This window comes from Pseudomonas sp. 11/12A, assembly GCF_000800055.1.
GTDB classification, from domain to species: domain Bacteria; phylum Pseudomonadota; class Gammaproteobacteria; order Pseudomonadales; family Pseudomonadaceae; genus Aquipseudomonas; species Aquipseudomonas mohnii.
The window spans coordinates 5,051,424-5,074,073 of record NZ_JUGV01000001.1 but is presented as its reverse complement, the minus strand read 5'-3'; the positions used below and the strand labels follow the sequence as shown (position 1 = coordinate 5,074,073).

The window sequence follows — 22,650 nt, the reverse complement described above, 5'->3', positions numbered from 1 at the left end:
AGAAAACGGTAGGCGTGGGGCGGGTGGTTGTCGTATCGACAGTGGATCAGGATATGTCCTGCACCTGTAGGAGCGAGCCTGCTCGCGATGAACGTCAACGATAACGCGGTGTGTCTGGTTGTCCGCGGTATCTTTGCGTTTTTCGCGAGCAGGCTCGCTCCTACAGGGGTGTGTTAGCTGTTTGGCAGCAGGCGGCAGGTGATGCTCTTGATGTAGCGGGTTTCGGCAATGGCCGGGTGTACCGGGTGATCCGGACCCTGGCCGCCGCGCTCGAGCATCTGGATGTTGCGATCCAGGTGACGGGCGCTGGTCAGCAGAATGTTCTGCAGGTCATCTTCAGGCAAGTGCATCGAGCACGATGCGCTGACCAGGATGCCGTCCTTGCTGAGCAGGCGCATGGCTTGCTCGTTCAGGCGACGGTAGGCGCCTTCGCCGTTCTTCATGTCCTTCTTGCGTTTGATGAACGCCGGCGGGTCGGCCACGATCACGTCGAAACGCTCTTCGCTGGCTTTCAGCTCTTTCAGGGCTTCGAAGACGTCGCCTTCGATACAGGTCATTTTGTCGGCGAAACCGTTCAGCGCGGCGTTGCGCTCGACGCCGTCGAGGGCGAAGGCCGATGCATCGACGCAGAACACTTCACTGGCGCCGAAGGCTGCAGCCTGCACGCCCCAGCCGCCGATGTAGCTGTAGAGGTCCAGCACGCGTTTGCCCTTGGCGTACGGCGCCAGGCGTGCGCGGTTCATGCGGTGGTCGTAGAACCAGCCGGTTTTCTGGCCCTGGATGACCGGCGCTTCGAATTTCACGCCGTTCTCTTCCAGTGCAACCCACTCCGGCACCAGGCCGAAGACGGTTTCTACATAGCGATTGAGGCCTTCGGCATCACGGGCAGCGGAGTCGTTCTTGAACAGAATGCCGCTTGGCTTGAGCACTTGGGTCAGCGCTGCGATCACGTCATCTTTATGGGCTTCCATGGTCGCCGAGGCGATCTGCACGACCAGGATGTCGCCGAAACGATCGACCACCAGACCTGGCAGCAGGTCGGAGTCGCCGTAGACCAGGCGATAGAAAGGTTTGTCGAACAGGCGATCACGCAGCGACAGGGCGACGTTCAGGCGATGCACCAGCAGCGACTTGTCCAGCGGCAGCTTGATGTCGCGCGACAGCAGGCGGGCGCAGATCAGGTTGTTCGGGCTCATGGCCACGATACCCAGGGGCTTGCCACCTGCGGCTTCGAGGATCGCCTGGTCGCCGGCCTTGAAACCGTGCAAAGGGGTCGCCGCTACATCGATTTCGTTGCTATAGACCCACAAATGACCGTTGCGCAGACGACGGTCGGCGTTGGCTTTGAGGCGCAGGCTAGGCAGGGACATGACGTCGCTCCAGAAAAAAGAGCGGGAGTATAGCGTGTTGAGACGTATGCAGGGTCAGCGGTAGACATGCGGTGAGGGGACTGTCCGCTCGCGATAAAGCCCTGTCTCTCGATTTGTCATGTCGAATCCCGCTTTTAGACGCTAGAATCTGCGCCTGACCCAGAGTGTGTACTTATGTCCCAAGAGCTGACTCCCGAACAAATCCAGCAATCCCTGCAAGGCATCAGTGTGCCGGCCCAACCGCAGATCATGGTGGATTTGCAGATGGAGCAGTACATGCCGGACCCGGATCTGGAGGTGATCGCGAAGCTGATTTCCCAGGATCCAGGTCTCTCGGGCTCCCTGTTGAAGATCGTCAACTCACCTTATTACGGCCTGACGAACAAGATCGCCTCGATCCAGCGCGCGGTGAATCTGCTGGGCAGTCGTTCGATCATCAACCTGATCAACGCCCAGTCGATCAAGGGTGAGATGAACGATGAAACCATCGTCACCCTGAACCGTTTCTGGGATACGGCCCAGGACGTGGCGATGACTTGCCTGACCCTGGCCAAGCGCACCGGCACCCAGGCTGGCGATGAAGCTTATGCCCTGGGCTTGTTCCACGACTGTGGCGTACCGCTGATGCTCCAGCGCTTCCCTGACTACATGGGCGTTCTGGAACAGGCCTATGCCAATGCCGGCCCCGAGTGCCGGGTGGTGGATACCGAGAACAAAGCGTTCAACACCAACCACGCGGTGGTCGGTTACTACACGGCCAAGTCCTGGCGCCTGCCGGAACACGTGACGGCCGCGATTGCCAACCATCACAATGCCCTGGCGATCTTCAGCGATGAATCGTCGCGCAACAGCACGTTGAAAAACCTGCTGGCGATCCTGAAGATGGCCGAGCACATTTGTGCGTCCTACCGCGTGCTGGGCAATCAGACCGAAGACCACGAATGGAACAGCATCGGGCATCTGGTGCTCGATTACGTCGGTTTGTCGGACTACGACTTCGAAACCCTCAAGCAGACCATTCGCGATCTCGGCACTCACCGCTGAGTGTCGGACCTTCTTCTTTTTCGAGCGCCCGATTCGAGAGCACCATGCCTGAACTGCCAGAAGTCGAAACCACCCGTCGAGGCATTGCACCGCACCTGGAAGGCCAGCGTGTCAGTCGGGTAATCGTGCGCGATCGTCGGCTGCGCTGGCCTATTCCCGAAGACCTCGATGTGCGGTTGTCCGGGCAGCGTATCGTGCTGGTCGAGCGGCGCGCCAAGTACCTGCTGATCAATGCCGAGGTCGGTACGTTGATCAGTCATCTGGGCATGTCGGGCAATCTGCGGCTGGTGGAGGTCGGCACGCCGGCGGCCAAGCATGAGCACGTGGATATCGAGCTCGAATCGGGCCTGGCCCTGCGCTACACCGACCCGCGACGGTTTGGTGCGATGTTGTGGAGCCTCGACCCGCTCAACCACGAATTGTTGATTCGCCTCGGGCCAGAGCCACTGACCGACCTGTTCGATGGCGAGCGGTTGTTCCAGCAGTCCCGCGGGCGTTCGATGGCGGTCAAGCCGTTCATCATGGACAACGCGGTGGTGGTGGGCGTCGGCAACATCTACGCGACCGAAGCGCTGTTCGCCGCCGGGATCGACCCGCGTCGCGAGGCCAAGAGCATTTCCCGGGCGCGCTATTTGAAGCTGGCGATCGAAATCAAACGCATCCTGGCCGCCGCCATCGAGCGCGGAGGTACCACGTTGCGGGACTTTATCGGTGGTGATGGTCAGCCGGGCTACTTCCAGCAGGAACTGTTCGTGTACGGCCGTGGCGCTGAACCGTGCAAAGTCTGTGGGACAGAGCTGCGGGAAGTGAAGCTCGGGCAGCGCGCCAGCGTCTTTTGCCCACGCTGTCAGCGCTGAAACGCCTGCGGTCTCCCACAGGGTTTAAGCGATCCTTGTGGGAGCGGGCTTGCCCGCGATGGCGTTCGAACAGATATCGAAAGACTCAAGCCTTGCCGGTAATTTTCCGGTACTTCTCCATCAACTGCTCTTGCGTTTCCGGGTGGGCTTCGTCCAGGGGAATGCAATCGACCGGGCAGACCTGTTGGCACTGAGGTTCGTCGTAGTGGCCGACGCACTGGGTGCACAGGTTCGGGTCGATCACGTAGATCTCTTCGCCTTGGGAAATGGCGGCGTTCGGGCACTCGGGTTCGCAGACGTCGCAGTTGATGCAATCGTCGGTGATGATCAGGGACATGCTAACTCCAGCCAGGGCGACAGGCCCGGGCGCAATAAATCAATGCGCGTAATTGTGCCGCATTGGCGCCTGCGTTGCACGCAGGTGCGACGTACTGCAGGCGCCAGCCTGCTGGCGATGAACCCGAGAACGCCGCGGGGTGTCGTTTTCCCGCCCAGCAGGTTCGCTCCTGCGGTTTGCGGGGGCTATTTCTTGAAGCGCTCGGTCAGGGCATCCGCCACCGCAGGGTGGACGAACTTGGTGATATCGCCGCCCAGGGCTGCGATTTCGCGGACCAGCGTCGAGGAAATGAACGAATAACGTTCGGATGGGGTGAGGAACAGGCTCTCCACATCCGGAGCCAACTGACGGTTCATGTTGGCCAGCTGAAATTCGTACTCGAAATCCGACACCGCGCGCAGACCACGCAGGAACACATTGGCATTCTGCTCTTTGGCAAAGTGCGCCAGCAGCGTCGAGAAGCCGACGACTTCAACGTTCGGCAGATGTTTGGTGACCTCGCGTGCCAGCTCCACGCGCTGTTCCAGAGGAAACAACGGGTTTTTCTTCGGGCTGGCGGCGACGGCAATGATCACGTGATCGAACAGGCGCGAGGCGCGTTCGACCAGATCGCCATGGCCCTTGGTAATAGGGTCGAAGGTACCTGGGTACAACACTCGGTTCATCGCGTCGTCCTGGCGGGAGTGCGTTGGGGAGTCGGATGGTATCGCAGCCTAACCGGTCGGCCAAGTCGCCTGTTGGGTAAGGACGCACTATAGACGATGGGAATATTCGTCGTTTTCATGAGTTTTTCAAACGTTCGGCCAGGGAAGTCGCCAGTTGCGCGGTCAGCCCGTAGACCGACAACTGCGGATTTGCGCCAATGCTGGTGGGGAACAGCGAGCCGTCGTGTATCGACAGATTGGCCAGCTGATGATGTCGACCGAGGCTGTCGGTCACGGCGGTTTTCGGGTCTTCGCCCATGGCACAGCCGCCCATTACATGGGCGCTGCCCAGCCGGGTGCGGTACAGCTCCAGGCTCAAGCCATCGATCAGCGTGCGCGCTTCGCCCAGGGTTTTCACATAACGGGCATCGGCGTGCATTGGCATCACCGCCTTGGCGCCACCGGCGAACTGAATCTCGGCCATGCTGTGGAACGCACGGCGCAAGCCTTCCCATACATAAGGCGTCATCGGGTAATCGAGCACCGGCGTGCCATCACCGCGCAACTCGACGGCGCCGCCGGTGCTGTCCGGGTGAAAACCGTCCCGCAGCAACGCGAGCATGGCGTGAGTATGGGGAAGGTTGGCCATGTGCTGTGCGTTTTCCTGGCCAAAACCGCCGAGCAGCGTGCTTGCCAATGCGGGGTGCAGTGGCGGGACTTCCAGTTTGTAGGCCATTCTGCCCGTGGTGCCGTCCAGCCATTGGAAATGGTCTGAATAAATCGACTGGGGTGCCCCGTAAAACGGATTGATCACTTCATCAAACAGCCCGGCGGACATGTTCACCACATGCAGGAAAGTCCGTTTGCCCAGCCGTTTGTGCGGATCAGGCGCGTCGGAACGCAGCAACAGCGCCGGGCTGTTGATTCCGCCGCCCGCCAGTACGTAATGCCGCGCCTTGACCGTGATGCGGCGCCCTGTGGGTTCGACGCAGCGCTCGTCCATCGCCACGCATTGCAGGCCCGTGACCTTGTCGCCCGCCAGAATGAGCTTTTCAGCGCGGGCCAGGAACAGCAATTCGCCACCCTTTTCCAGCGTGGCGGGAATGGTCGTGACCATCATCGATTGCTTGGCGTTGGTCGGGCAGCCCATGCCGCAGTAGCCGAGGTTCCAGCAGCCGCGCACGTTGCGCGGGATCACGTGCCAGCTGTATCCGAGCTTTTCGCAGCCTTTGCGGATCACGTCGTTGTTGGCGTTGGGCGGAACCCTCCACGGGGCGACCCCCAGACGCTGTTCCATTTTCTCGAACCACGGCGCCATTTCAGCCGGCGAGTGGCCCTTGACGTTGTGCTCCCTGGCCCAGTGTTCCAGGGTCGGTTCCGGGGTGCGGAAGCTGGAGGTCCAATTGATTAGCGTGGTCCCGCCCACCGCGCGGCCCTGGAGGATGGTGATCGCACCGTCCTTGCTCATGCGGCCGATGCCTTCCTGATAAAGGCTGGCGTAGGCCTGGTCTTCAAGCAGCTTGAAGTCGCTGCTGGTCTTGAGCGGACCCTCCTCGATCAGCAGTACTTTGTAACCGGCTGCGCTGAGGATTTCGGCCGTGGTTCCACCTCCGGCGCCACTGCCAATGATCGCCACATCCGCTTCGAGGGTCAGGTCCTGGGTCAGTTGTGAGCCGTTGTAGGTTTTCCAGCCACGGGCCATGCCTTCGCGGAACGGATCGGGTACGGGCATCTTCGGGTTCTCTTGTTGTTATGGTTTGGACCAGTGGTGTTCATGAGGCCGTCTTCGCGAGCAGGCTCGCTCCCACAAGGGGGACGCGATCCTCTGCGGGAACGTGGCTTGCCCGCGATAGGGCCGACTCGATTTCAAACCGTTGGCGGCCCTGGATACCCGCAATGAGCCCACGATTCCTTGCGGCCGTACCAGGCCATCATCACCAGTTGCAGTAACGAGTTGTGACCCATGCGCAACAGGCCCAAGGCGCTGTTCTCCCAACGTTCGAGGAAATGACGGATCTCAGCGCCGCTGGCGTTCTCCCAACTGCCCCAGATGCCGGCCAGTGGCCCACGGGTCACGGCCATGCCCAGCACGTCGAACAGTTGCCGGGTCAGCTTGAGCATTTCCGGCGACAGGTGATCAAGGTTGTAATCCAGGCTTTTCAGGGTGCCTTCGACGGCGTCGGACATTCCTTCGACGGCCACGGCGCCATCGAGCATGACCGGCACCAGTGCCCGCAGAAACAGCAGGTCGCCACTGCGCAAAGACGAAAATCCGCTGGCCGGGATGCTCGACGAGCACCCGCTCAGGCTGGCTCCCAGCCCGGCCGTGGCAAGAAAGGCGCTGGCGCCGAGGCTGAACTTGAGCAGGCCGCGCCGTGACAGCGCGGGTGTATCGGACAGGCTTGGGCTCATTGTTGTTATTACCCGACGGTGACGATCGTTAGCGGATGAACAGCTTCTGGATCAGTTTCTGAATGGATTTTCCGTACGGCGGGTAGATCAGTTTCGCCGCGTTGAATCGCTGTTTGATCAGCACGCCCTTGGCCTTGCTGAAGGTCAGGAAACCTTCGTGTCCGTGGTAATGACCCATGCCCGAAGCGCCAATGCCGCCGAAGGGCATGTCGTCCTGGGCAACGTGCAGCAGGGTGTCGTTCAGGCACACGCCGCCGGAATGGGTTTCATGAAGAACGCGGTTTTGCTCGCGTTTGTCGTAGCCGAAGTAGTACAGCGCCAGTGGGCGAGGGCGCTGGTTGATGTAGGCAAACGCCTGATCCAGATCCTTGTACGGCACGATCGGCAGCAGTGGACCAAAGATTTCGTCCTGCATCACCGTCATGTCGTCGCTGACGTTGAGCAGCAAACTGTGGCCCATACGGCGTCCCTGGCCCTGTTCGAACAGCGGTATCAGCAGCGCGCCTTTGCTGGTGGCATCGCTGATATAGCCATTGAGTCGCGCCAGTTGGCGATCATTGATGATCGCGGTGTAGTCCGGGTTGTTGGCCAGGGTCGGAAAAAACCCGCGAACCGCCTGGCGATAGGCTTCGACGAAAGAGCCAACGCGGTCTTCGGGCACCAGCACGTAGTCCGGCGCCACGCAGGTTTGTCCGGCGTTGAGGGTCTTGCCGAAAGCGATGCGTTCGGCGGCGTCCTTGAGGGGCACGTCGTGGGACACGATGGCTGGGGATTTGCCGCCCAATTCGAGGGTAACGGGCGTCAGGTTCTCCGCAGCGGCCCGCATCACGTGTTTGCCGATGCTGGTGGCGCCGGTGAACAACAAATGATCGAAACGCAGTCGTGAAAACGCGACCCCGATATCGGCCTCGCCCAGTACCACGCAGACCAGGTCTTCGGGAAAGATTCGTCCCAGCAGGTCCTTGAGCAGCAAACCGGTAGCAGGCGTGGACTCGCTGAGCTTGAGCATCACCCGATTACCCGCCGCCAACGCGCCGACCAGAGGCCCGATGGCCAGGTACAACGGGTAGTTCCACGGCACGATCACCCCGACCACGCCCAGCGGCTGGTACACCACTTTGGCCGAGGCAGGCTGGAAGGCCACGCCGACCTTGCGGCGCGACGCTCGCATCCAGCCTTTGAGGTGGCGGCTGGCGTAATGAATGCCATGCAGGCTGGGCATCAATTCGGCGAGCAAGGTTTCGTCGGCGCTGCGGTGGCTGAAGTCCTGGCTGATGGCATCAATCAGGGGTTCGCGTTCAGCGCTCAACAGGTCGCGCAATGCCTTGAGCCATTGCTGGCGCTGGGCCGCGGGTGGCATCGGGTTGGCGGCGTAGGCGGCGCGCTGCGCGTTGAAGAGGTTGTGGAGTTCTTCCAGAGGCTGCTGCAGGTCTTGCAGGTAGGAAATTCCAGCGGTCATGGTCGGCTCCGGATTTATTGTAATGAGGCTCGTTTTAGAGTCTATGCTCTATAAAGTCAAATGACATCCTGCCGCAGCTTTGTTTTATCCCTGTCCGGTTAGGTCGTAAGATGCTCATCAACGCACTCTGAATTAAAGCTCAAGCCATGGCCCCAAGGATCAAAACCAGCGAGCGCATCGTGCAGAACAGCCTCGAGCTGTTCAATCAGCAGGGCGAGCGCAGCATCAGCACCAATCACATCGCTGCTCACATGGAGATTTCTCCGGGCAACCTGTACTACCACTTCCCCAACAAGCAGGCGATCATCGCTGTGCTGTTCAGTGAGTACGAAAGCCTGGTGGACAGTTTCCTGCGCCCGCCCCAGGGCCGCGCCGCCACGGTGGAAGACAAGCGCTTCTACCTCAAGGAGCTGCTGTCGGCGATGTGGCGCTACCGGTTTTTGCATCGCGACCTCGAGCACTTGCTCGACAGCGATGCAGACCTGGCCGGACGCTATCGGCGCTTTTCCCAGCGTTGCCTGATCCAGGGCACGCACATCTACGAGGGCTTCGTCGAGGCGGGCATCCTGAAAATGGATCGGGTGCAGATCGAATCCCTGACCCTCAACGCCTGGATCATCCTCACGTCCTGGGTGCGCTTTCTGTGCACCACGCGGGAAAACTCCAGCCACCTCAGCGAGCAAGCGATCAAGCGCGGGGTCTATCAAGTGCTGGTGCTGGAGGCCGGTTTTGTCACGGATCAGGCGCGCGATGCGGTCAACGCCTTGTTCGAGGAGTTTTATGTGCCGTTGGCCCAGGCGCTGGAAGAGCTGTGAAGCGCAAAGTGCAGTAGGATCGTCATTCGACAACCTCACAGGAGCCCGTTATGCCCATTGCGCAACTGATCAGCCCGCAAGCGCTGGACCTGAAGAAGGACCAGCCGGGGTTGGTGATTCTGGATTGTCGTTTTGCCCTCGAAGACCCGGATTACGGTCAGCGTAGCTATGCCGAAGGGCACATTGCCGGGTCGAGCTTCGCCGATCTCGAGCGCGATCTCAGCGGCAAAGTGGTCAAGGGTGTGACCGGGCGTCATCCATTGCCTGAGCCGGCCGCCTTGATCGAGCGTCTGCAAGCCTGGGGCATCAATGCCGACAGCGAAGTGGTTTTGTATGACGACGGTCCGGGTGCCTATGCGGCGCGGGCCTGGTGGCTGCTGGCATGGTTGGGCAAGCGTGAGGGTGTGTTCATCCTCGATGGTGGGCTCAAAGCCTGGCACGGCGCAGGGTTGCCGTTGAGTCTGGATGCGCCGTCCATCTCGCGCGGCACCTTTAGCGGGAGCCCTGACGGTTCGCTGTTGCTCAGCGCAGAACAGCTGCAAAAACGCCTCGGCCAACCCGCGCTGACGTTGCTCGATGCCCGCGCCTTGCCGCGCTTCAAGGGCGAAGTGGAACCGATCGATCCGATTGCCGGGCACATCCCCGGCGCTCAGTGTGCGGCGTTCACCGATAATCTGGGCAGCGACGGGCGTTTCCTGCCGGCCGATCAGCTCAAGCAGCGTTTTGCGGCGAAGCTGCAAGGCCGTTCGCCGACCGAGCTGGTGGCGTATTGCGGGTCCGGTGTGACGGCTTGCCATAACCTGTTCGCGTTGTGCCTGGCGGGCTATCCATTGGGCTCGTTGTATGCCGGGTCGTGGAGCGAATGGATCAACGAGCCTGCTCGCGGCGTCGCCAAAGGCGAATAGTCACCGCAATCCTTGTGGGAGCGAGCTTGCTCCCACAGGGGGAGGTGGATTTCAGATATCAAGACAGGCGCGCACTGCGATACGCCCCTGGCCCCACCCCATACACCTGCTTGAATTGCCGACTCAGATGACTCTGGTCGGCAAACCCCAATTGCGTCGCGACTTCCAGTGGCAAACAACCGTCCTGCAAGAGTGCCCGTGCCCGAGCGATGCGTTGTTGCATCAGCCAGGTGTGCGGCGGCATGCCGGTGGCGCGGCGGAACACCCGGGCAAAGTGAAAGGGCGACAGGTTCACCGCCGCTGCCAGTTCTTCCAGCGAGGGCGGTGCCGCCAGTTGCGTTTGCAACAAGTCCTTGGCCAATGTCACCGCCCGGTGTTCCTTGCCCGGTTTTCCGGCATCCGGAACCGCTGCGTGACGCTGCAGCAATGAAAGCATCAGTTCACGCCAGGCGGTCTGTTGTTGCAGTGCGGTGGATGGGCTTTCCAGCAAACGGTGCAATTGGCAGAAACCATTCACCAGATCCGGATCACGGTACAGCGTGGCGCCGAACGCCGGCAGGTGACGGGTGGGCAATTCGAGTTCGGCCAGCAGCGACAGGATCTGCCCGCTATCGGGATAAAACGCCCGGTACAGCCAGCCATCCTCCGTACCCTTGTGGCCGGTGTGCAGTTCGTCCGGGTTGATCAATACCAGCGTGCCGCTGCCTGCCAGATGCTCGGCGCCGCGATACCGGTAGCGCTGGGCGCCCGCCATGATCATGCCGATCACGTAACCGTCGTGCACATGAGGGGCGAAACGGTGTTCGATGTAGCGCGCAGACAACAACTCGACCCCGGCCAGTGGCGCGGTCTGCCAGAAGAGGATGGATTCGCCCTGATGGTTATTCACGGTCTACTTGCGAGCCAAGGTGGCCAGCCATTGTGGGATACGCCGTTCCAGGTAGTACCCCGGTTGCCGGAACGAACCGTCGACAAATCCAACGTGCCCACCCTTGGCCTGCAACTCGAATTGCGTGCAGGCCGATAACTCTTGTGCCTGGGGCAGGCTGTGGGAAAACACGAAGGGGTCATCGGCTGCCTGAATGAGCAAGGTTGGCGTGCGGATTTCGCCCAGGAAGTAGCGGCTCGATGCACGGCGATAGTAGTCCTCGGCATCGGTGAAGCCATTGAGCGGTGCGGTGACCCGGCCATCGAAATCCCAGAACGTGCGCATGTTTTCCAGCGAGCCCAGCGCGGCGAGCGCTGCCAGGCCATCTTCGCGCCCGTCGTGCTGGAACTGCCGCTGCTTGTTCTTGATGTAGGCCAGCATCTCGCGCATGAAGTGCGCCTGATAAACCTTGGAAAAACCCTGGCCGATGCGGTCGGCGCACTGGTCCAGGCGAAACGGCACCGACACCGCCACCGCGCCGAGCAGGCCGCTGGCGCTGCCGGTTTCGCCCAGATGCTTGAGCAACACATTGCCGCCCAGGGAATAACCGACGGCATACAGCGGAGCGAGAGGACGTTTGGCCCGCAGGTGCCTGATGGTTTCGGCGAGGTCTTCACTGGCGCCGGAATGGTAGCTGCGCGGCAGCAGGTTGGGTTCGCCAGAGCAGCCGCGCCAGTTCAGTGCGACGCTGGCCCAGCCCCGGTCGCCCAGCGCTTTTTGAATCCCGGCCACGTAAGGCGAATTCGACGAACCGGTCAGTCCGTGCAACACCAGGACCAGGGGCGCGTCGACGCTGTGCGGGCCGTGCCAGTCGAGGTCGAGGAAGTCGCCATCCTCGAGCCACAGGCGTTCACGCTCGCGCTCAAGGTGTGTGGTTTTGCGCCACAGCGGTCCCCACAAGGTCTGCAAGTGCGGGTTGCCAAGGCCGAAGGCGGGGGTGAAGGTTTCCATGGGGAATTGGGGGCAACTTGTAGTGAGACATTCTGTTCAATTGCAGACCGCTGCTTGTGAAATGCAGAGGAATTCATGGGGCGTGTCTTGCTCGCCGCAAGTTGCTAACTTGCCATAAACAACAAGGGTTCGCGACCGGCAAGAGAAGCCCCTGTGCATGGTCACACAGGGGCCGGTTTTCAGGGGTTGATGGTTACACTGGGCTTTCGTTAAGCCGAGGTCTTTTTCTCGATGGGAAACACATGTGCCACGGTTGCGCGTTCGCGAGTGAAGCAGGCATTGACGGCGCGCTGAACATCCTGCGTCGTGACGCTGCGCAATTGCGCGACCTCAAGATCGATCAACTGCCATGGCTGAGACGATCCTTCAAGATAGCCGATACCACTCGCCTGTGTTTGAGGGTTGTCGTAGAGCGCCTGTCGGGTAGTACTTTCTTGAATGATAGCGGGCTCTAGCTCCTCGGGTGTGAACGGCACGCGCTTAAGGTCATCCAGTAATGCCCACAGATCGGCTTCGGCTTGCTGCGGATCACCGTTGAAGTAGAAAGCGAGGGTGAATTGATTATTGACTCGACTGAGTCGAAGGGCATTTGCAAAGATTGTCGAGCGGTCGTCATTCTCGAATGACTTCAGGCGTGCGGAGGACTCAAACAGGGAGGACAATACTTGCAGTGCCCTGACGGATTGCGGATCGGGGGCGTTCTCCATCCCTGGTGTGTTGAATATGACGAGCATCAGCGGGTATTCGGTTTCCAGAAATTGCGTTATCTGGCGGTAGCCGGGTTCTGACGGTCCTTTTATCAAGGGTCTGAAGGGAGCGGCGCGCTGGTCTTCCGATCCAAAGTGTCGCTCGACCAGTCGTCTTGCCTCCTCAGTATCGACATCGCCGACAATCACCAGGCAGGCATTACTGGGGCAATACCGGCTCTGGCGCCAGTTTCTGAGGTGTTCAAAGGTCAGTCGTTCAAGATTGGCTGCAATCGCGTCGCGGGGCCTGTAGTAACTGTGCCCGGTGGTTATCAGCGCGTCGATTTCCGGACTGAAACTAACTGTAGATATGAACAAGGATTTTTCCTTGTTGCACAGAAGTTCTTCGTCCAGCCAGGTGCGTAGCAATTCATCCGATGGTTCGTCCGTCATGATGGTCGACTGGACTTTGAGCGCACTTTCCAGGTGTTCGGCGGCGATCAGTAGGATGTCTCTCAGCCCTTTAGAGTCTCCGAAGTTTTGATGAATGGCTCCGGTCTCTTTGATGAAGTCGTCATAGTCAGGCATCAGTGCATTTTGTAATACATCTGTGACCCCGAAGTCTTCGGGGTGCTCGTCATCAGTTCCTACGGCAAAAACCAGTGTGATTCCGACCTGAGGGGTTCTGTGATCCTCGCGGACAATGACCCTCAGGCCATTGTCGAGGGTGAACTCATGGGTGGGGTGGGGCGTTCGTTCAGTCATTAGCGTGTTCATCCGTTAATCCTTCATTGCATCCATGCGAGACATTTCGCACGGTTACGATGAGCCAGGAGCAGATAAACAAGCCACTTCAGATGTGTTGCGTTTTAAGAAACAGTCGCGACGCAAGGCAGACCACTGGTCTGCCCGTACGCTTTACTCAGCAAGTTTTTCAGCGAGGCGCTGCCATAACGAGTAGTACACACGCCCGGATTTCTGCTCGCGATGAAGACGCCAGTTTTGCGGCAGGCCCAGGGTCGAGGGTGCGCTTTCGCTTTCGGTATAGACCCAGGCGTCGTCTGCCAGCCACTGACGCTCTTCAAGCAAGGCGCAAACGGCGGGCAACAGGTTCTGGTTGAACGGCGGATCGAGGAATACCAGGTCGTAGGCAACCGCTGGCTGGGTTTCCAGGTAGCGCAGGGCGTCGGCGGTCTGTACCTGGCCAGTGGTGCAGCGAAGCGTACCCAGATGCTCCTTGAGGCTGGACACCGCGAGACTGCTGGCGTCCAGCGCCTGGCCCATGGCTGCGCCACGGGATAAGGCTTCGAGAAACAGCGCGCCACTGCCCGTGAACGGGTCGAGCACCTTGGCGCCAGGGACGTAGGGGGCTAGCCAGTTGAACAGGGTTTCACGCACCCGGTCCGGCGTCGGGCGCAGGCCTGGAGCGTCAGGGAAGCTCAGCTTTCGGCTGCGCCATTCGCCGCCGATGATGCGCAGTTGGTTCACGCCGTTATGCACGTTGTGAACCGGTTTTTTAGGACGGGAAGTGGCCATTAATGCTCCGGAACCCCGAGCGGTTGCTCGGCAGGTTTATCAGTAGGGGCCGGTAACGGCTTTTGTGGCACGGTCGGGCCAGCGCTGACGATGACCATTTTGTCCGTGCTCAGGTGTTTGTTCAGTGCGGCTCGGACTTGCTCGACAGTCAGGTTCTGCGACTGTTGCATGAAGTCCTCAAGATGACTCAGCGGCAGGTTATAGAAGCCGATGGCGCCCAGTTGGCCGACAATATCGGCGTTGCTGGCGGTCGACAGCGGGAAGCTGCCGGACAGTTCGCGCTTGGCGTCGTCGAGTTCTTTTTCGGTCGGGCCGGTTTTAAGGTAATCGGCGAGCACGTCCTGCACCAGCTTCAGGGTGCCTTCGCTCATCTCGGCGCGGGTCTGCAGATTGATCATGAACGGGCCGCGTGCCTGCATCGGGGTGAAGCCCGAATACACGCCGTATGACAGGCCACGCTTCTCGCGGACTTCGCTCATCAGGCGAGTGCCGAATCCGCCTCCGCCGAGGATCTGATTACCCATGGACAGGGCCGCGTAGTCCGGATCGTCACGGTCGATGCCCAGTTGCGCGAGCATCAGGTTGGTCTGCTTGGACGGAAACTCGATATGACCAATGCTGGCCTTGGGTTCAGCCGGTTGCGCGATTTTCGGCAGGGCGGGGCCTTTGGGCAAGGCAGCGGAAACCTGCGCCGCAATGGCTTCGGCTTCACTGCGGGACAAGTCACCCACCAGTGCGATCACTACGTTCCCGGCGGCGTAGGCTTTCTGGTGGAACGCGCGCAGTTGCTCCAGGGTGATGCCCGGAATGGTGCTCGCCGTGCCGTCGCTGGAGTGCGCGTACGGGTGATCGCCATACAGGCGATTCATCAATTCGACGCTGGCCAGTTTGCCGGGGTTCTGTTTCTGGTATTCGAAACCGGCGAGCAACTGGTTCTTGATGCGGGTAAAGGAATCAGCGGGGAACGTCGGTTTGCCGACGACTTCGGCAAACAGCTTCAAGGCCGGCTCGCGTTTGTCCGCGGCGCTGAGGCTGCGCAGGGAGGCGACCGCCATGTCTTTGTAGGCCCCGTTGCCGAAATCGGCGCCCAGGCCTTCGAAGCCCTGGGCAATCGCGCTGACATCTTTACCGGCGACGCCTTCGTTGAGCATGGCATTGGTCAGCGTGGCCAAACCGGGTGCATCGCCATCCTGGCTGCTGCCGGCGGCAAAGATCAGGCGCATGTCGAACATTGGCAGCTCACGGGCCTCGACAAACAACACCTTGGCGCCTTCGGCGGTGTTCCAGCTCTGGACATCGAGTTTGCGATGGCTCGGCACCTTGCCGTTGAGCTCGGTCAATGATTGCAGTTTCTGGCTGGCCTTGGCTTTATCCAGCGCTTCACTGGCAATGGAATCATCAGTCTTGGCGAAATAGAACGCGGCAGAGCCGATCAGCATGGCAGCGATCAGGCCCTGCAGGGCCCGGCGCGATTTTTTACGCTCACTCATGAGTCGTCTCCTCTGGCAGAACATGGGCGACGCTGAGACGTTCGCGGGTGAAATACAGCTTGGCGGCTTTCTGGATGTCTTGCGGGGTCACGCTTTCCAGTTCGGCGAGTTCGGTGTCCATCAATTTCCAGGACAGCCCGACGGTTTCGAGTTGGCCGATGGCGGTGGCCTGACTGGTGATTGAGTCACGCTCATAAACCAGGCCGGCGATGACCTGCGCCCGCACGCGTTCGAGTTCTTCGCTGGACGGCGCGGTGGTTTTCAACTGTTCGAGCAGCTTCCACAAACCGGCTTCTGCCTGCTCGATGGTTTTGTTTTTCTGGCTGTTGGGTGTTGCCGACAGCGTGAACAGGCTGTCGCCACGGGTGTAGGCGTCGTAGCTCGACGAAGCGCCGGACACCAGCTCTTCGCCACGCTCCAGTTGGGTCGGGATGCGTGCGCTATAGCCACCGTCGAGCAGGGCGGAAATCAGGCGCAAGGCATTCACCGAGCGTTTGTCTTCGGCGGTGGCAATACTCGGTACATTGAATGCCAGCATCAGGCTGGGCAGTTGGGTCTTCACGTGCAGGGTGATCTGGCGCTCGCCGGGCTCGGCCAGTTCCAGCGGAATCTTCGCCGGCGGCACGTCGCGTTTGGCGATCGGGCCGAAGTAACGCTGGGCCAGCGCTTTGACTTCATCCGGGGTCACATCGCCGACCACTACCAGCGTGGCGTTGTTCGGCACGTACCAGGATTCATACCAGTGGCGCAGCTCTTGGACCTTCATGCGGTCCAGATCCGCCATCCAGCCGATGGTGGGCGTGTGATAGCCGCTGGCCGGGTAAGCCATGGCCTTGAAGCGCTCGTAGGCCTTGGACATCGGTTTGTCGTCGGTGCGCAGGCGGCGTTCTTCTTTAATGACTTCGATTTCCCGGGCGAACTCATCGGGCGGCAGACGCAGGCTGGCCATGCGGTCGGCTTCCAGTTCGAAGGCCACGCCCAGGCGATCGCGGGCCAGTACCTGGTAATAAGCGGTGAAGTCGTCGCTGGTGAAGGCGTTCTCCTCGGCGCCGAGGTCACGCAGGATCAGTGAGGCTTCGCCGGGACCGACTTTCTCGCTGCCCTTGAACATCATGTGCTCCAGGGCGTGGGACAACCCGGTCTGACCCGGAGTCTCGTAGCTGGAGCCGACCTTGTACCAGACCTGTGAAACCACCACCGGCGCGCGATGATCTTCGCGCACGACGATCTTCAGACCATTGTCGAGGGTGAATTCGTGGGTGGGTTGCGAGTCGGCGGCCAGGGCCGAAAGGGGCAGGCAAACTGTGCTGAGCAGCAGGCCAGCAGCGCGGCGGGCTAGAGCATTCATTCGTTTTTAAACCTTTGGGACTGTCCGCTTGGTCTTAGCCTAGGCGGGCGAGGAGGTGCTAGGATACTGATCCGTTTTAGCGGCGGCCACGCCTATCAGGCCTTTATGCTTGATCAGGTTGATTGGGTTTGCGACGGAAGGTGGATATTTATCAACTGAATTCCGCTTTTTCGCCGATTTTGCTGCTTTAGTCCTATGAGAAGTCGATTTCTTGAGGTGCCGATGAGCGCCTCGACAAAATGTTGCGCGTGAACAAGCTGGGTCAATCGCAGTCTGTTCTGCATCGAATATTTATTTGCCGGGGCGCCCGTTGGCGCGTCGCTACCGTGAGATAGCCGTCCCCCATGTTTGGTTCCAACGACGACAAGAAGACCCCAGCTGCGGCTGGCGAAAAGAAAAGCCTGTTCGGATGGCTGCGCAAAAAGCCGCAGGAACCCGCCGTCGAACAGCCACAACCAATTCCTGAACCAACGCCAACGCCAGCGCCAGAGGCAGAGCCTGCGCCCGTTGTGTTGCCAATCGCCGAGCCAGTGCTGCAACCGGTTGCCGCGCCTGCTGACGAAGCCCCGACCGAATTGCCACAGACCCCGGTCGCTCAGCCCTGGCTGACGTTGCCGGTGGCGGAAGAGCCGGTGGCCCTGGTCGAAGATGAGCAGGCGCCCCATGTGACGCCGCCGATTCCTGTGCACACGCCAGTGGCGCAGGAACCGGTTCGGGCGCCAGTGATTGAGCCGGTGGTTGCCGCGCCGGTTGTCGAGGCCGCGCCGTTATTCGTCCCGCCGGTTGCACCGGTTGTCAAAGCGCCAGATGCAGCACCAGCACCAGCACCTGTTGTCGTCGCACCGGTCGAACCGCCGGTCGAGCCTGTCCGTACCGAAGAAACCAAGGCCGGTTTCTTCGCCCGCCTCAAGCAAGGCCTGTCCAAGACCAGCGCCAGCATCGGCGAAGGCATGGCCAGCCTGTTTCTGGGCAAGAAAGCCATCGACGATGAGCTGCTCGATGATCTCGAAACCCGTCTGCTGACCGCCGACGTCGGGGTCGAAGCCACTTCGGTGATCATTCAGCGCCTGACCCAGAAGGTCGCGCGCAAGGAGCTGGCTGATTCCGATGCCTTGTACAAGTCCCTGCAAGCCGAGCTGGCGGCCATGCTCAAGCCCGTCGAGCAGCCGCTGAAAATCACCTCGCAAAACAAGCCGTTCGTGATTCTGGTCGTCGGCGTCAACGGTGCCGGCAAGACCACCACCATCGGCAAGCTGGCGAAGAAACTGCAACTGGAAGGCAAGAAAGTCATGCTCGCCGCCGGTGACACCTTCCGTGCCGCGGCGGTCGAGCAATTGCAGGTCTGGGGTGAGCGCAACAAGATCCCGGTGATTGCCCAGCACACCGGTGCCGACTCGGCTTCGGTGATTTTCGACGCTGTGCAGGCCGCCAAGGCCCGTGGCATCGATGTGTTGATCGCCGACACGGCCGGTCGTCTGCACACCAAAGACAACCTGATGGAAGAGCTGAAAAAAGTTCGCCGGGTGATCGGCAAGCTCGACGCCGATGCACCGCACGAAGTGTTGCTGGTGCTCGACGCCGGCACCGGCCAGAACGCCATCAACCAGGCCAAACAGTTCAACCAGACCGTCGAGCTGACGGGCCTGGCACTGACCAAGCTCGACGGAACCGCCAAGGGCGGGGTGATTTTTGCCCTGGCCAAGCAGTTCGGTCTGCCGATCCGCTACATCGGTGTTGGTGAAGGCATCGACGATTTGCGCACTTTTGAAGCTGAACCCTTTGTCCAGGCGCTGTTTGCCGAGCGGGAGCGTTCATGATTCGTTTCGAACAGGTCGGTAAACGCTACCCGAACGGTCACGTCGGCTTGCATGAGCTGAGCTTTCGAGTGCGTCGCGGTGAGTTTTTGTTTGTAACCGGTCATTCAGGTGCCGGTAAAAGTACGTTGTTGCGCCTGCTGCTGGCCATGGAACGACCCACCAGCGGCAAGTTGCTGCTGGCCGGGCAAGACCTGAGCACCATCAGCAACGCACAGATACCATTCCTGCGCCGGCAGATCGGCGTGGTGTTCCAGAACCATCAACTGTTGTTTGATCGCACAGTGTTCAACAACGTCGCGCTGCCGTTGCAGATTCTTGGCCTGTCCAAGGCGGAAATCGCCAAGCGTGTGGATTCGGCCCTGGAGCGCGTGGCGCTGTCGGACAAGACCGATCTGTACCCCGGCGACCTCTCCACCGGCCAGCAACAACGCGTTGGCATTGCCCGCGCCATCGTTCACCGTCCAGCTTTGCTGCTGGCGGACGAACCGACCGGTAACCTCGACCCGCGGCTGGCGGCGGAAATCATGGGCGTGTTCGAAGATATCAACCGTTTGGGCACCAGCGTATTGATCGCCAGTCACGACCTGGCACTGATCGCGCGCATGCGCCACCGCATGCTGACCCTGCAGCGCGGTCGATTGATCGGCGACGGGGAGGCCGGCGTATGAGTGCGACTCGCAGTCCGAAGGTTTCAGAACGCGTGGCGCCGAAGGCCGCCGATCCGCAACCGACCAAGAAAAAAGGCGACGACGATGATGGCCCGGACTTCGCGACGCTGTTTCGCGCCTGGATCGAGAGCCATCGCGCCAGCCTGCTGGACAGTCTGCGCCGGCTGGGTAAACAGCCCATCGGCAGCTTTTTCACCTGCATGGTGATGGCGGTGGCCCTGAGTTTGCCCATGGGCCTGTCACTTTTGCTAAGTAACGTTGAGCGTCTGGGTGGTTCCTGGCAGCGTGCTGCGCAGATTTCACTGTACTTGCAGCTCGAGGCCAGCCCGGCTGAGGGCGAGGCGCTACGCGCGCAGATCAAGGGCATGCCGGGCGTGGCCGATGCCGAATACGTTGGCCGGGATCAGGCGCTGGAAGAGTTCCAGCAGCAGTCCGGCCTGGGCGACGCCCTCAAGGAGTTGCCGGAAAACCCGCTACCCGGCGTGGTCCTGGTGACGCCGAAAGAAGTCGATAAGCCGACACTTGAAGCATTAAGACAAAAACTTTCCGATCTGCCGAAGGTACAGCAGGCGCAGCTTGATTTAGTCTGGGTGGAGCGTCTGGCAGCTATTCTCAAGCTGGGCGACCGTTTTGTCTTCGGTCTGACCGTGCTTCTGGTTTCTGCATTACTTTTGGTGATAGGCAATACCATTCGTCTTCATATTGAAAACCGCCGCACAGAGATCGAAGTGATTAAACTGGTCGGCGGCACTGACAGCTATGTGCGCAGGCCCTTTCTCTATATGGGCGCGCTTTATGGCTTCGGTGCAGGGATTTTTTCTTGGGGCGTATTGGCGTTTGGCCTTGACTGGCTGAATGACGCGGTAGTCGGACTGGCCGGTTTGTACGGCAGCAATTTCGCGCTGGCCGGAGTACCGGTTGCCGACGGTCTGTCTCTCTTGCTTGGCGCTGTGCTGTTGGGGTATATCGGTGCATGGATTGCAGTCGCACGCCACCTGAGGGAGCTTGCGCCTAAGTAGTATCATTTTGCTCGTATTGACCTTTCAGCATTTATGGGAACTTGTTCTACGGTTTCTGGTCAATTTTCGCAGTGCTTAACTGCACGAGTTATGTAAGTCGGAGGTTTTTTCGTATGACCAATTCTTTGCAACCTGCATATGCTCTGGTCCCGGGTGCGAACCTGGAGGCTTATGTGCACACGGTGAACAGCATTCCGTTGCTGACGCCGGAGCAGGAGCGTGAACTGGCCGAGAGTCTCTACTATGAGCAGGATCTTGAGGCGGCTCGGCAGATGGTGCTCGCCCACCTGCGTTTTGTCGTTCATATCGCCCGTAGCTATTCCGGCTACGGTCTGGCTCAGGCTGACCTGATCCAGGAAGGTAACGTCGGCCTGATGAAGGCCGTGAAGCGCTTCAACCCGGAAATGGGCGTGCGCCTGGTGTCCTTTGCCGTGCACTGGATCAAGGCGGAAATCCACGAATTCATCCTGCGCAACTGGCGGATCGTGAAGGTCGCGACCACCAAGGCCCAGCGCAAGCTCTTCTTCAACCTGCGCAGTCAGAAGAAACGTCTGGCCTGGTTGAACAACGAGGAAGTCCATCGCGTGGCGGAAAGCCTCGGTGTAGAGCCGCGGGAAGTGCGCGAGATGGAAAGTCGCCTGACCGGCCATGACATGGCCTTCGACCCGGCTGCCGAAGCTGACGACGACAGTGCTTTCCAGTCGCCGGCCAACTACCTGGAAGACCACCGGTACGACCCGGCTCGTCAACTGGAAGATGCCGACTGGAGCGACAATTCCAATCACAACCTGCACGAAGCGCTGGAAGTGCTGGACGACCGCAGCCGAGACATCCTCTATCAGCGTTGGCTGGCAGAGGAAAAAGCCACGCTGCACGACCTGGCGCAGAAGTACAACGTGTCGGCCGAGCGTATTCGTCAGCTCGAGAAGAGCGCGATGAACAAACTCAAGTTGTCGATTGCGGCATAACCGGCAAGCAGGCAATAAAAAACGCCCCGATCATTGATCGGGGCGTTTTTGTTTCTGGCCTCACACATACCCAATGTGGGAGCGAGCCTGCTCGCGATAGCGTCGGATCAGTCGACATCAATGTTTAATGTGATGACCTCATCGCGAGCAGGGGATACGCATGTTACTGAGACCACGGCGCCCGACGGGAATCGTTCAGTCCAATCAAATAACTGTCTCCCCCCAACTGGCTCATCTGCTGCCGTATCCACCCCGCACGCCGCGAAACGTACGAAGTCGGATGGCTGGCGCTCCACACGCGCGGGTTTGGCAGCACGGCAGCCAATAGACTCGATTGCTGGCGGCTGAGGTTTTTCGCGCTAATGCCAAAATGATGTCGTGCAGCGGCCTCGGCACCAAATACCCCGTCATCCCACTCGACGCTGTTGAGATACACCTCAAGAATCCGCTGCTTGGGCCAGAACACTTCGATCAGCCCGGTAAACCAGGCCTCCAGGCCTTTGCGCAACCAGCTGCGACCTGACCACAGGAACAGGTTTTTCGAGACCTGCTGGCTCAGGGTGCTGGCGCCGCGAACTGTGCCGCCGAGCTCGTTATGGGCCAGTGCGGCCTGTATCGCCCCGAAGTCAAAGCCCCAGTGCTCCGGGAATTTCTGATCTTCCCCGGCGATTACCGCGACTTTCAGGTCGTCCGAGATTTCATCCCAGGGCTTCCAGGTGCGTTGCAGGTCAATGGGCTCGCCGTTGAACCACGATTCAATCTTGCGTTCGACCATCAATGCCGTACCCGGTGGCGGCACTACGCGAAAGATCAGCACCAGCAATACGCTGCCGCCCATGAACCAGAGCACGGCCTTCGTGAAACGACGGAAATATATACGCAGCATAGAGATGGCTTGGCCGAACCCGTTGAGCGGGCCATTATACAGACCCTGTTGATTGCGTCTGACTGGAGTTCTTCATGCTGCGTGGCTTTCTGATGCTGGCCGCTTTTTTCGGTTTCACCGGTGTTGGCCTTGGCGCGTTCGCCGCCCACGGTCTGAAAAATCGCCTGAGTGCCGAGTACCTGGCCATTTTCCACACCGGCGTTACCTATCAGCTGGTGCATACCCTGGCGTTGCTGGGTGTGGCGCTGCTGGCCACGCAGATTCCCGGTCGGCTGATCACTTGGGCCGGAGCGTCCTTTGCCATCGGCATCCTGCTGTTCTCCGGCAGCCTGTACGTGCTGACGCTGACAGGCTTTAGCAAGCTCGGCATCATCACGCCTTTTGGCGGCCTGGCATTCCTGGTTGGCTGGTTTTGCCTGGGCCTTGCCGCCTGGCGCTTGCAGCTTACCGCTTGACGCTTGTTGCTGACCTTTAGGTCACGATCGGGCTAGAATGCCAGCCCCTAAAAAT

Annotated in this window: 22 protein-coding genes; 9 read left to right on the top strand and 13 right to left on the bottom strand. The window is 60.1% G+C overall.

Going from position 1 to position 22,650, the window contains the following annotated elements:
• Window positions 1-173 precede the first annotated feature (173 nt).
• The gene (locus GQ39_RS23395; protein ID WP_034147578.1) at window positions 174-1,370 is read right to left on the bottom strand and encodes a class I SAM-dependent rRNA methyltransferase; all 1,197 of its coding nucleotides are present in this window, start codon (window positions 1,368-1,370) and stop codon (window positions 174-176) included.
• 228 nt (window positions 1,371-1,598) lie between these two features.
• On the opposite strand from GQ39_RS23395, the gene GQ39_RS23390 reads away from it, so the two are divergent.
• Both GQ39_RS23390 and mutM read left to right on the top strand, forming a co-directional pair.
• Window positions 1,599-2,414, top strand: a complete 816-nt coding sequence (locus GQ39_RS23390) for an HDOD domain-containing protein (protein WP_177329364.1) — start codon at window positions 1,599-1,601, stop codon at window positions 2,412-2,414.
• A 44-nt stretch (window positions 2,415-2,458) separates the two neighbouring features.
• Window positions 2,459-3,271 (top strand): bifunctional DNA-formamidopyrimidine glycosylase/DNA-(apurinic or apyrimidinic site) lyase, encoded by an 813-nt coding sequence (mutM, locus tag GQ39_RS23385; protein WP_047534590.1) that lies wholly within the window; start codon window positions 2,459-2,461, stop codon window positions 3,269-3,271.
• 85 nt (window positions 3,272-3,356) lie between these two features.
• Here mutM and GQ39_RS23380 read toward each other — a convergent pair whose 3' ends face one another.
• The 5 genes from GQ39_RS23380 to GQ39_RS23360 all read right to left on the bottom strand — a co-directional run bounded on the left by GQ39_RS23380 (window position 3,357) and on the right by GQ39_RS23360 (window position 8,123).
• A complete protein-coding gene (locus tag GQ39_RS23380) occupies window positions 3,357-3,608 on the bottom strand; it encodes a YfhL family 4Fe-4S dicluster ferredoxin (RefSeq protein ID WP_003176712.1) in 252 nt (83 codons plus the stop codon).
• Window positions 3,609-3,793: 185 nt separating this feature from the next.
• Window positions 3,794-4,273, bottom strand: a complete 480-nt coding sequence (gene coaD, locus GQ39_RS23375; RefSeq protein WP_007975368.1) for a pantetheine-phosphate adenylyltransferase — start codon at window positions 4,271-4,273, stop codon at window positions 3,794-3,796.
• Between the two features lie 115 nt (window positions 4,274-4,388).
• Window positions 4,389-5,984 (bottom strand): GMC family oxidoreductase, encoded by a 1,596-nt coding sequence (locus GQ39_RS23370; RefSeq protein WP_047534586.1) that lies wholly within the window; start codon window positions 5,982-5,984, stop codon window positions 4,389-4,391.
• Between the two features lie 134 nt (window positions 5,985-6,118).
• Window positions 6,119-6,664 (bottom strand): hypothetical protein, encoded by a 546-nt coding sequence (locus GQ39_RS23365; RefSeq protein ID WP_047534583.1) that lies wholly within the window; start codon window positions 6,662-6,664, stop codon window positions 6,119-6,121.
• Between the two features lie 28 nt (window positions 6,665-6,692).
• Window positions 6,693-8,123 (bottom strand): coniferyl aldehyde dehydrogenase, encoded by a 1,431-nt coding sequence (locus GQ39_RS23360; RefSeq protein WP_047534582.1) that lies wholly within the window; start codon window positions 8,121-8,123, stop codon window positions 6,693-6,695.
• A gap of 146 nt (window positions 8,124-8,269) precedes the next feature.
• On the opposite strand from GQ39_RS23360, the gene GQ39_RS23355 reads away from it, so the two are divergent.
• Both GQ39_RS23355 and GQ39_RS23350 read left to right on the top strand, forming a co-directional pair.
• On the top strand, window positions 8,270-8,938 hold the full coding sequence (locus GQ39_RS23355; protein ID WP_047534581.1) for a TetR/AcrR family transcriptional regulator: 669 nt from the start codon (window positions 8,270-8,272) through the stop codon (window positions 8,936-8,938).
• A gap of 50 nt (window positions 8,939-8,988) precedes the next feature.
• On the top strand, window positions 8,989-9,843 hold the full coding sequence (locus GQ39_RS23350; RefSeq protein WP_047534580.1) for a sulfurtransferase: 855 nt from the start codon (window positions 8,989-8,991) through the stop codon (window positions 9,841-9,843).
• A gap of 58 nt (window positions 9,844-9,901) precedes the next feature.
• On the opposite strand, the gene GQ39_RS23345 is transcribed toward GQ39_RS23350, so the two are convergent.
• The 6 genes from GQ39_RS23345 to GQ39_RS23320 form a co-directional block, all read right to left on the bottom strand.
• A complete protein-coding gene (locus tag GQ39_RS23345; RefSeq protein ID WP_047534579.1) occupies window positions 9,902-10,732 on the bottom strand; it encodes an AraC family transcriptional regulator in 831 nt (276 codons plus the stop codon).
• A 3-nt stretch (window positions 10,733-10,735) separates the two neighbouring features.
• Window positions 10,736-11,722 (bottom strand): hydrolase, encoded by a 987-nt coding sequence (locus GQ39_RS23340; protein WP_047534576.1) that lies wholly within the window; start codon window positions 11,720-11,722, stop codon window positions 10,736-10,738.
• Between the two features lie 209 nt (window positions 11,723-11,931).
• On the bottom strand, window positions 11,932-13,185 hold the full coding sequence (locus GQ39_RS23335; protein WP_047534573.1) for a M16 family metallopeptidase: 1,254 nt from the start codon (window positions 13,183-13,185) through the stop codon (window positions 11,932-11,934).
• A 141-nt stretch (window positions 13,186-13,326) separates the two neighbouring features.
• On the bottom strand, window positions 13,327-13,944 hold the full coding sequence (rsmD, locus tag GQ39_RS23330) for a 16S rRNA (guanine(966)-N(2))-methyltransferase RsmD (RefSeq protein ID WP_047534571.1): 618 nt from the start codon (window positions 13,942-13,944) through the stop codon (window positions 13,327-13,329).
• Complete coding sequence (locus tag GQ39_RS23325) at window positions 13,944-15,434, bottom strand: M16 family metallopeptidase (protein ID WP_047534568.1); 1,491 nt, start codon at window positions 15,432-15,434, stop codon at window positions 13,944-13,946. Before GQ39_RS23325 ends, rsmD begins: the two co-directional genes overlap by 1 nt.
• Window positions 15,427-16,782, bottom strand: a complete 1,356-nt coding sequence (locus tag GQ39_RS23320) for a M16 family metallopeptidase (RefSeq protein ID WP_047534565.1) — start codon at window positions 16,780-16,782, stop codon at window positions 15,427-15,429. The genes GQ39_RS23325 and GQ39_RS23320 overlap by 8 nt, the downstream gene beginning before the upstream one ends.
• 344 nt (window positions 16,783-17,126) lie before the next feature.
• Here GQ39_RS23320 and ftsY point away from each other — a divergent pair, with 344 nt between their 5' ends.
• The 4 genes from ftsY to rpoH all read left to right on the top strand — a co-directional run bounded on the left by ftsY (window position 17,127) and on the right by rpoH (window position 21,254).
• A complete protein-coding gene (ftsY, locus tag GQ39_RS23315; RefSeq protein WP_047534562.1) occupies window positions 17,127-18,599 on the top strand; it encodes a signal recognition particle-docking protein FtsY in 1,473 nt (490 codons plus the stop codon).
• The gene (gene ftsE / locus GQ39_RS23310; RefSeq protein WP_003229148.1) at window positions 18,596-19,267 is read left to right on the top strand and encodes a cell division ATP-binding protein FtsE; all 672 of its coding nucleotides are present in this window, start codon (window positions 18,596-18,598) and stop codon (window positions 19,265-19,267) included. The genes ftsY and ftsE overlap by 4 nt, the downstream gene beginning before the upstream one ends.
• Entirely contained in the window at window positions 19,264-20,286 is a 1,023-nt protein-coding gene (gene ftsX / locus GQ39_RS23305) for a permease-like cell division protein FtsX (RefSeq protein ID WP_047534558.1), read from the top strand. The genes ftsE and ftsX overlap by 4 nt, the downstream gene beginning before the upstream one ends.
• A gap of 113 nt (window positions 20,287-20,399) precedes the next feature.
• Entirely contained in the window at window positions 20,400-21,254 is an 855-nt protein-coding gene (gene rpoH, locus GQ39_RS23300) for an RNA polymerase sigma factor RpoH (RefSeq protein WP_047534555.1), read from the top strand.
• Window positions 21,255-21,417: 163 nt separating this feature from the next.
• Here the strand turns inward: rpoH and mtgA are convergent, their stop codons facing one another.
• A complete protein-coding gene (gene mtgA / locus GQ39_RS23295; protein WP_047534552.1) occupies window positions 21,418-22,140 on the bottom strand; it encodes a monofunctional biosynthetic peptidoglycan transglycosylase in 723 nt (240 codons plus the stop codon).
• Between the two features lie 74 nt (window positions 22,141-22,214).
• Here mtgA and GQ39_RS23290 point away from each other — a divergent pair, with 74 nt between their 5' ends.
• Window positions 22,215-22,595, top strand: coding sequence for a DUF423 domain-containing protein (locus tag GQ39_RS23290; RefSeq protein WP_047534549.1), 381 nt, complete (start codon window positions 22,215-22,217; stop codon window positions 22,593-22,595).
• Window positions 22,596-22,650 lie beyond the last annotated feature (55 nt).

What these genes read in the sequence shown, in the direction of transcription:
- GQ39_RS23395 (WP_034147578.1), bottom strand. Translation starts at nt 1,370, where the DNA reads ATGTCCCTGCCTAGCCTGCGCCTCAAAGCCAACGCCGACCGTCGTCTG.
- mutM (WP_047534590.1), top strand. Translation starts at nt 2,459, where the DNA reads ATGCCTGAACTGCCAGAAGTCGAAACCACCCGTCGAGGCATTGCACCG.
- GQ39_RS23380 (WP_003176712.1), bottom strand. Translation starts at nt 3,608, where the DNA reads ATGTCCCTGATCATCACCGACGATTGCATCAACTGCGACGTCTGCGAA.
- coaD (WP_007975368.1), bottom strand. Translation starts at nt 4,273, where the DNA reads ATGAACCGAGTGTTGTACCCAGGTACCTTCGACCCTATTACCAAGGGC.
- GQ39_RS23370 (WP_047534586.1), bottom strand. Translation starts at nt 5,984, where the DNA reads ATGCCCGTACCCGATCCGTTCCGCGAAGGCATGGCCCGTGGCTGGAAA.
- GQ39_RS23365 (WP_047534583.1), bottom strand. Translation starts at nt 6,664, where the DNA reads ATGAGCCCAAGCCTGTCCGATACACCCGCGCTGTCACGGCGCGGCCTG.
- GQ39_RS23360 (WP_047534582.1), bottom strand. Translation starts at nt 8,123, where the DNA reads ATGACCGCTGGAATTTCCTACCTGCAAGACCTGCAGCAGCCTCTGGAA.
- GQ39_RS23355 (WP_047534581.1), top strand. Translation starts at nt 8,270, where the DNA reads ATGGCCCCAAGGATCAAAACCAGCGAGCGCATCGTGCAGAACAGCCTC.
- GQ39_RS23350 (WP_047534580.1), top strand. Translation starts at nt 8,989, where the DNA reads ATGCCCATTGCGCAACTGATCAGCCCGCAAGCGCTGGACCTGAAGAAG.
- GQ39_RS23340 (WP_047534576.1), bottom strand. Translation starts at nt 11,722, where the DNA reads ATGGAAACCTTCACCCCCGCCTTCGGCCTTGGCAACCCGCACTTGCAG.
- GQ39_RS23335 (WP_047534573.1), bottom strand. Translation starts at nt 13,185, where the DNA reads ATGAACACGCTAATGACTGAACGAACGCCCCACCCCACCCATGAGTTC.
- rsmD (WP_047534571.1), bottom strand. Translation starts at nt 13,944, where the DNA reads ATGGCCACTTCCCGTCCTAAAAAACCGGTTCACAACGTGCATAACGGC.
- GQ39_RS23325 (WP_047534568.1), bottom strand. Translation starts at nt 15,434, where the DNA reads ATGAGTGAGCGTAAAAAATCGCGCCGGGCCCTGCAGGGCCTGATCGCT.
- GQ39_RS23320 (WP_047534565.1), bottom strand. Translation starts at nt 16,782, where the DNA reads ATGAATGCTCTAGCCCGCCGCGCTGCTGGCCTGCTGCTCAGCACAGTT.
- ftsY (WP_047534562.1), top strand. Translation starts at nt 17,127, where the DNA reads ATGTTTGGTTCCAACGACGACAAGAAGACCCCAGCTGCGGCTGGCGAA.
- ftsE (WP_003229148.1), top strand. Translation starts at nt 18,596, where the DNA reads ATGATTCGTTTCGAACAGGTCGGTAAACGCTACCCGAACGGTCACGTC.
- ftsX (WP_047534558.1), top strand. Translation starts at nt 19,264, where the DNA reads ATGAGTGCGACTCGCAGTCCGAAGGTTTCAGAACGCGTGGCGCCGAAG.
- rpoH (WP_047534555.1), top strand. Translation starts at nt 20,400, where the DNA reads ATGACCAATTCTTTGCAACCTGCATATGCTCTGGTCCCGGGTGCGAAC.
- mtgA (WP_047534552.1), bottom strand. Translation starts at nt 22,140, where the DNA reads ATGCTGCGTATATATTTCCGTCGTTTCACGAAGGCCGTGCTCTGGTTC.
- GQ39_RS23290 (WP_047534549.1), top strand. Translation starts at nt 22,215, where the DNA reads ATGCTGCGTGGCTTTCTGATGCTGGCCGCTTTTTTCGGTTTCACCGGT.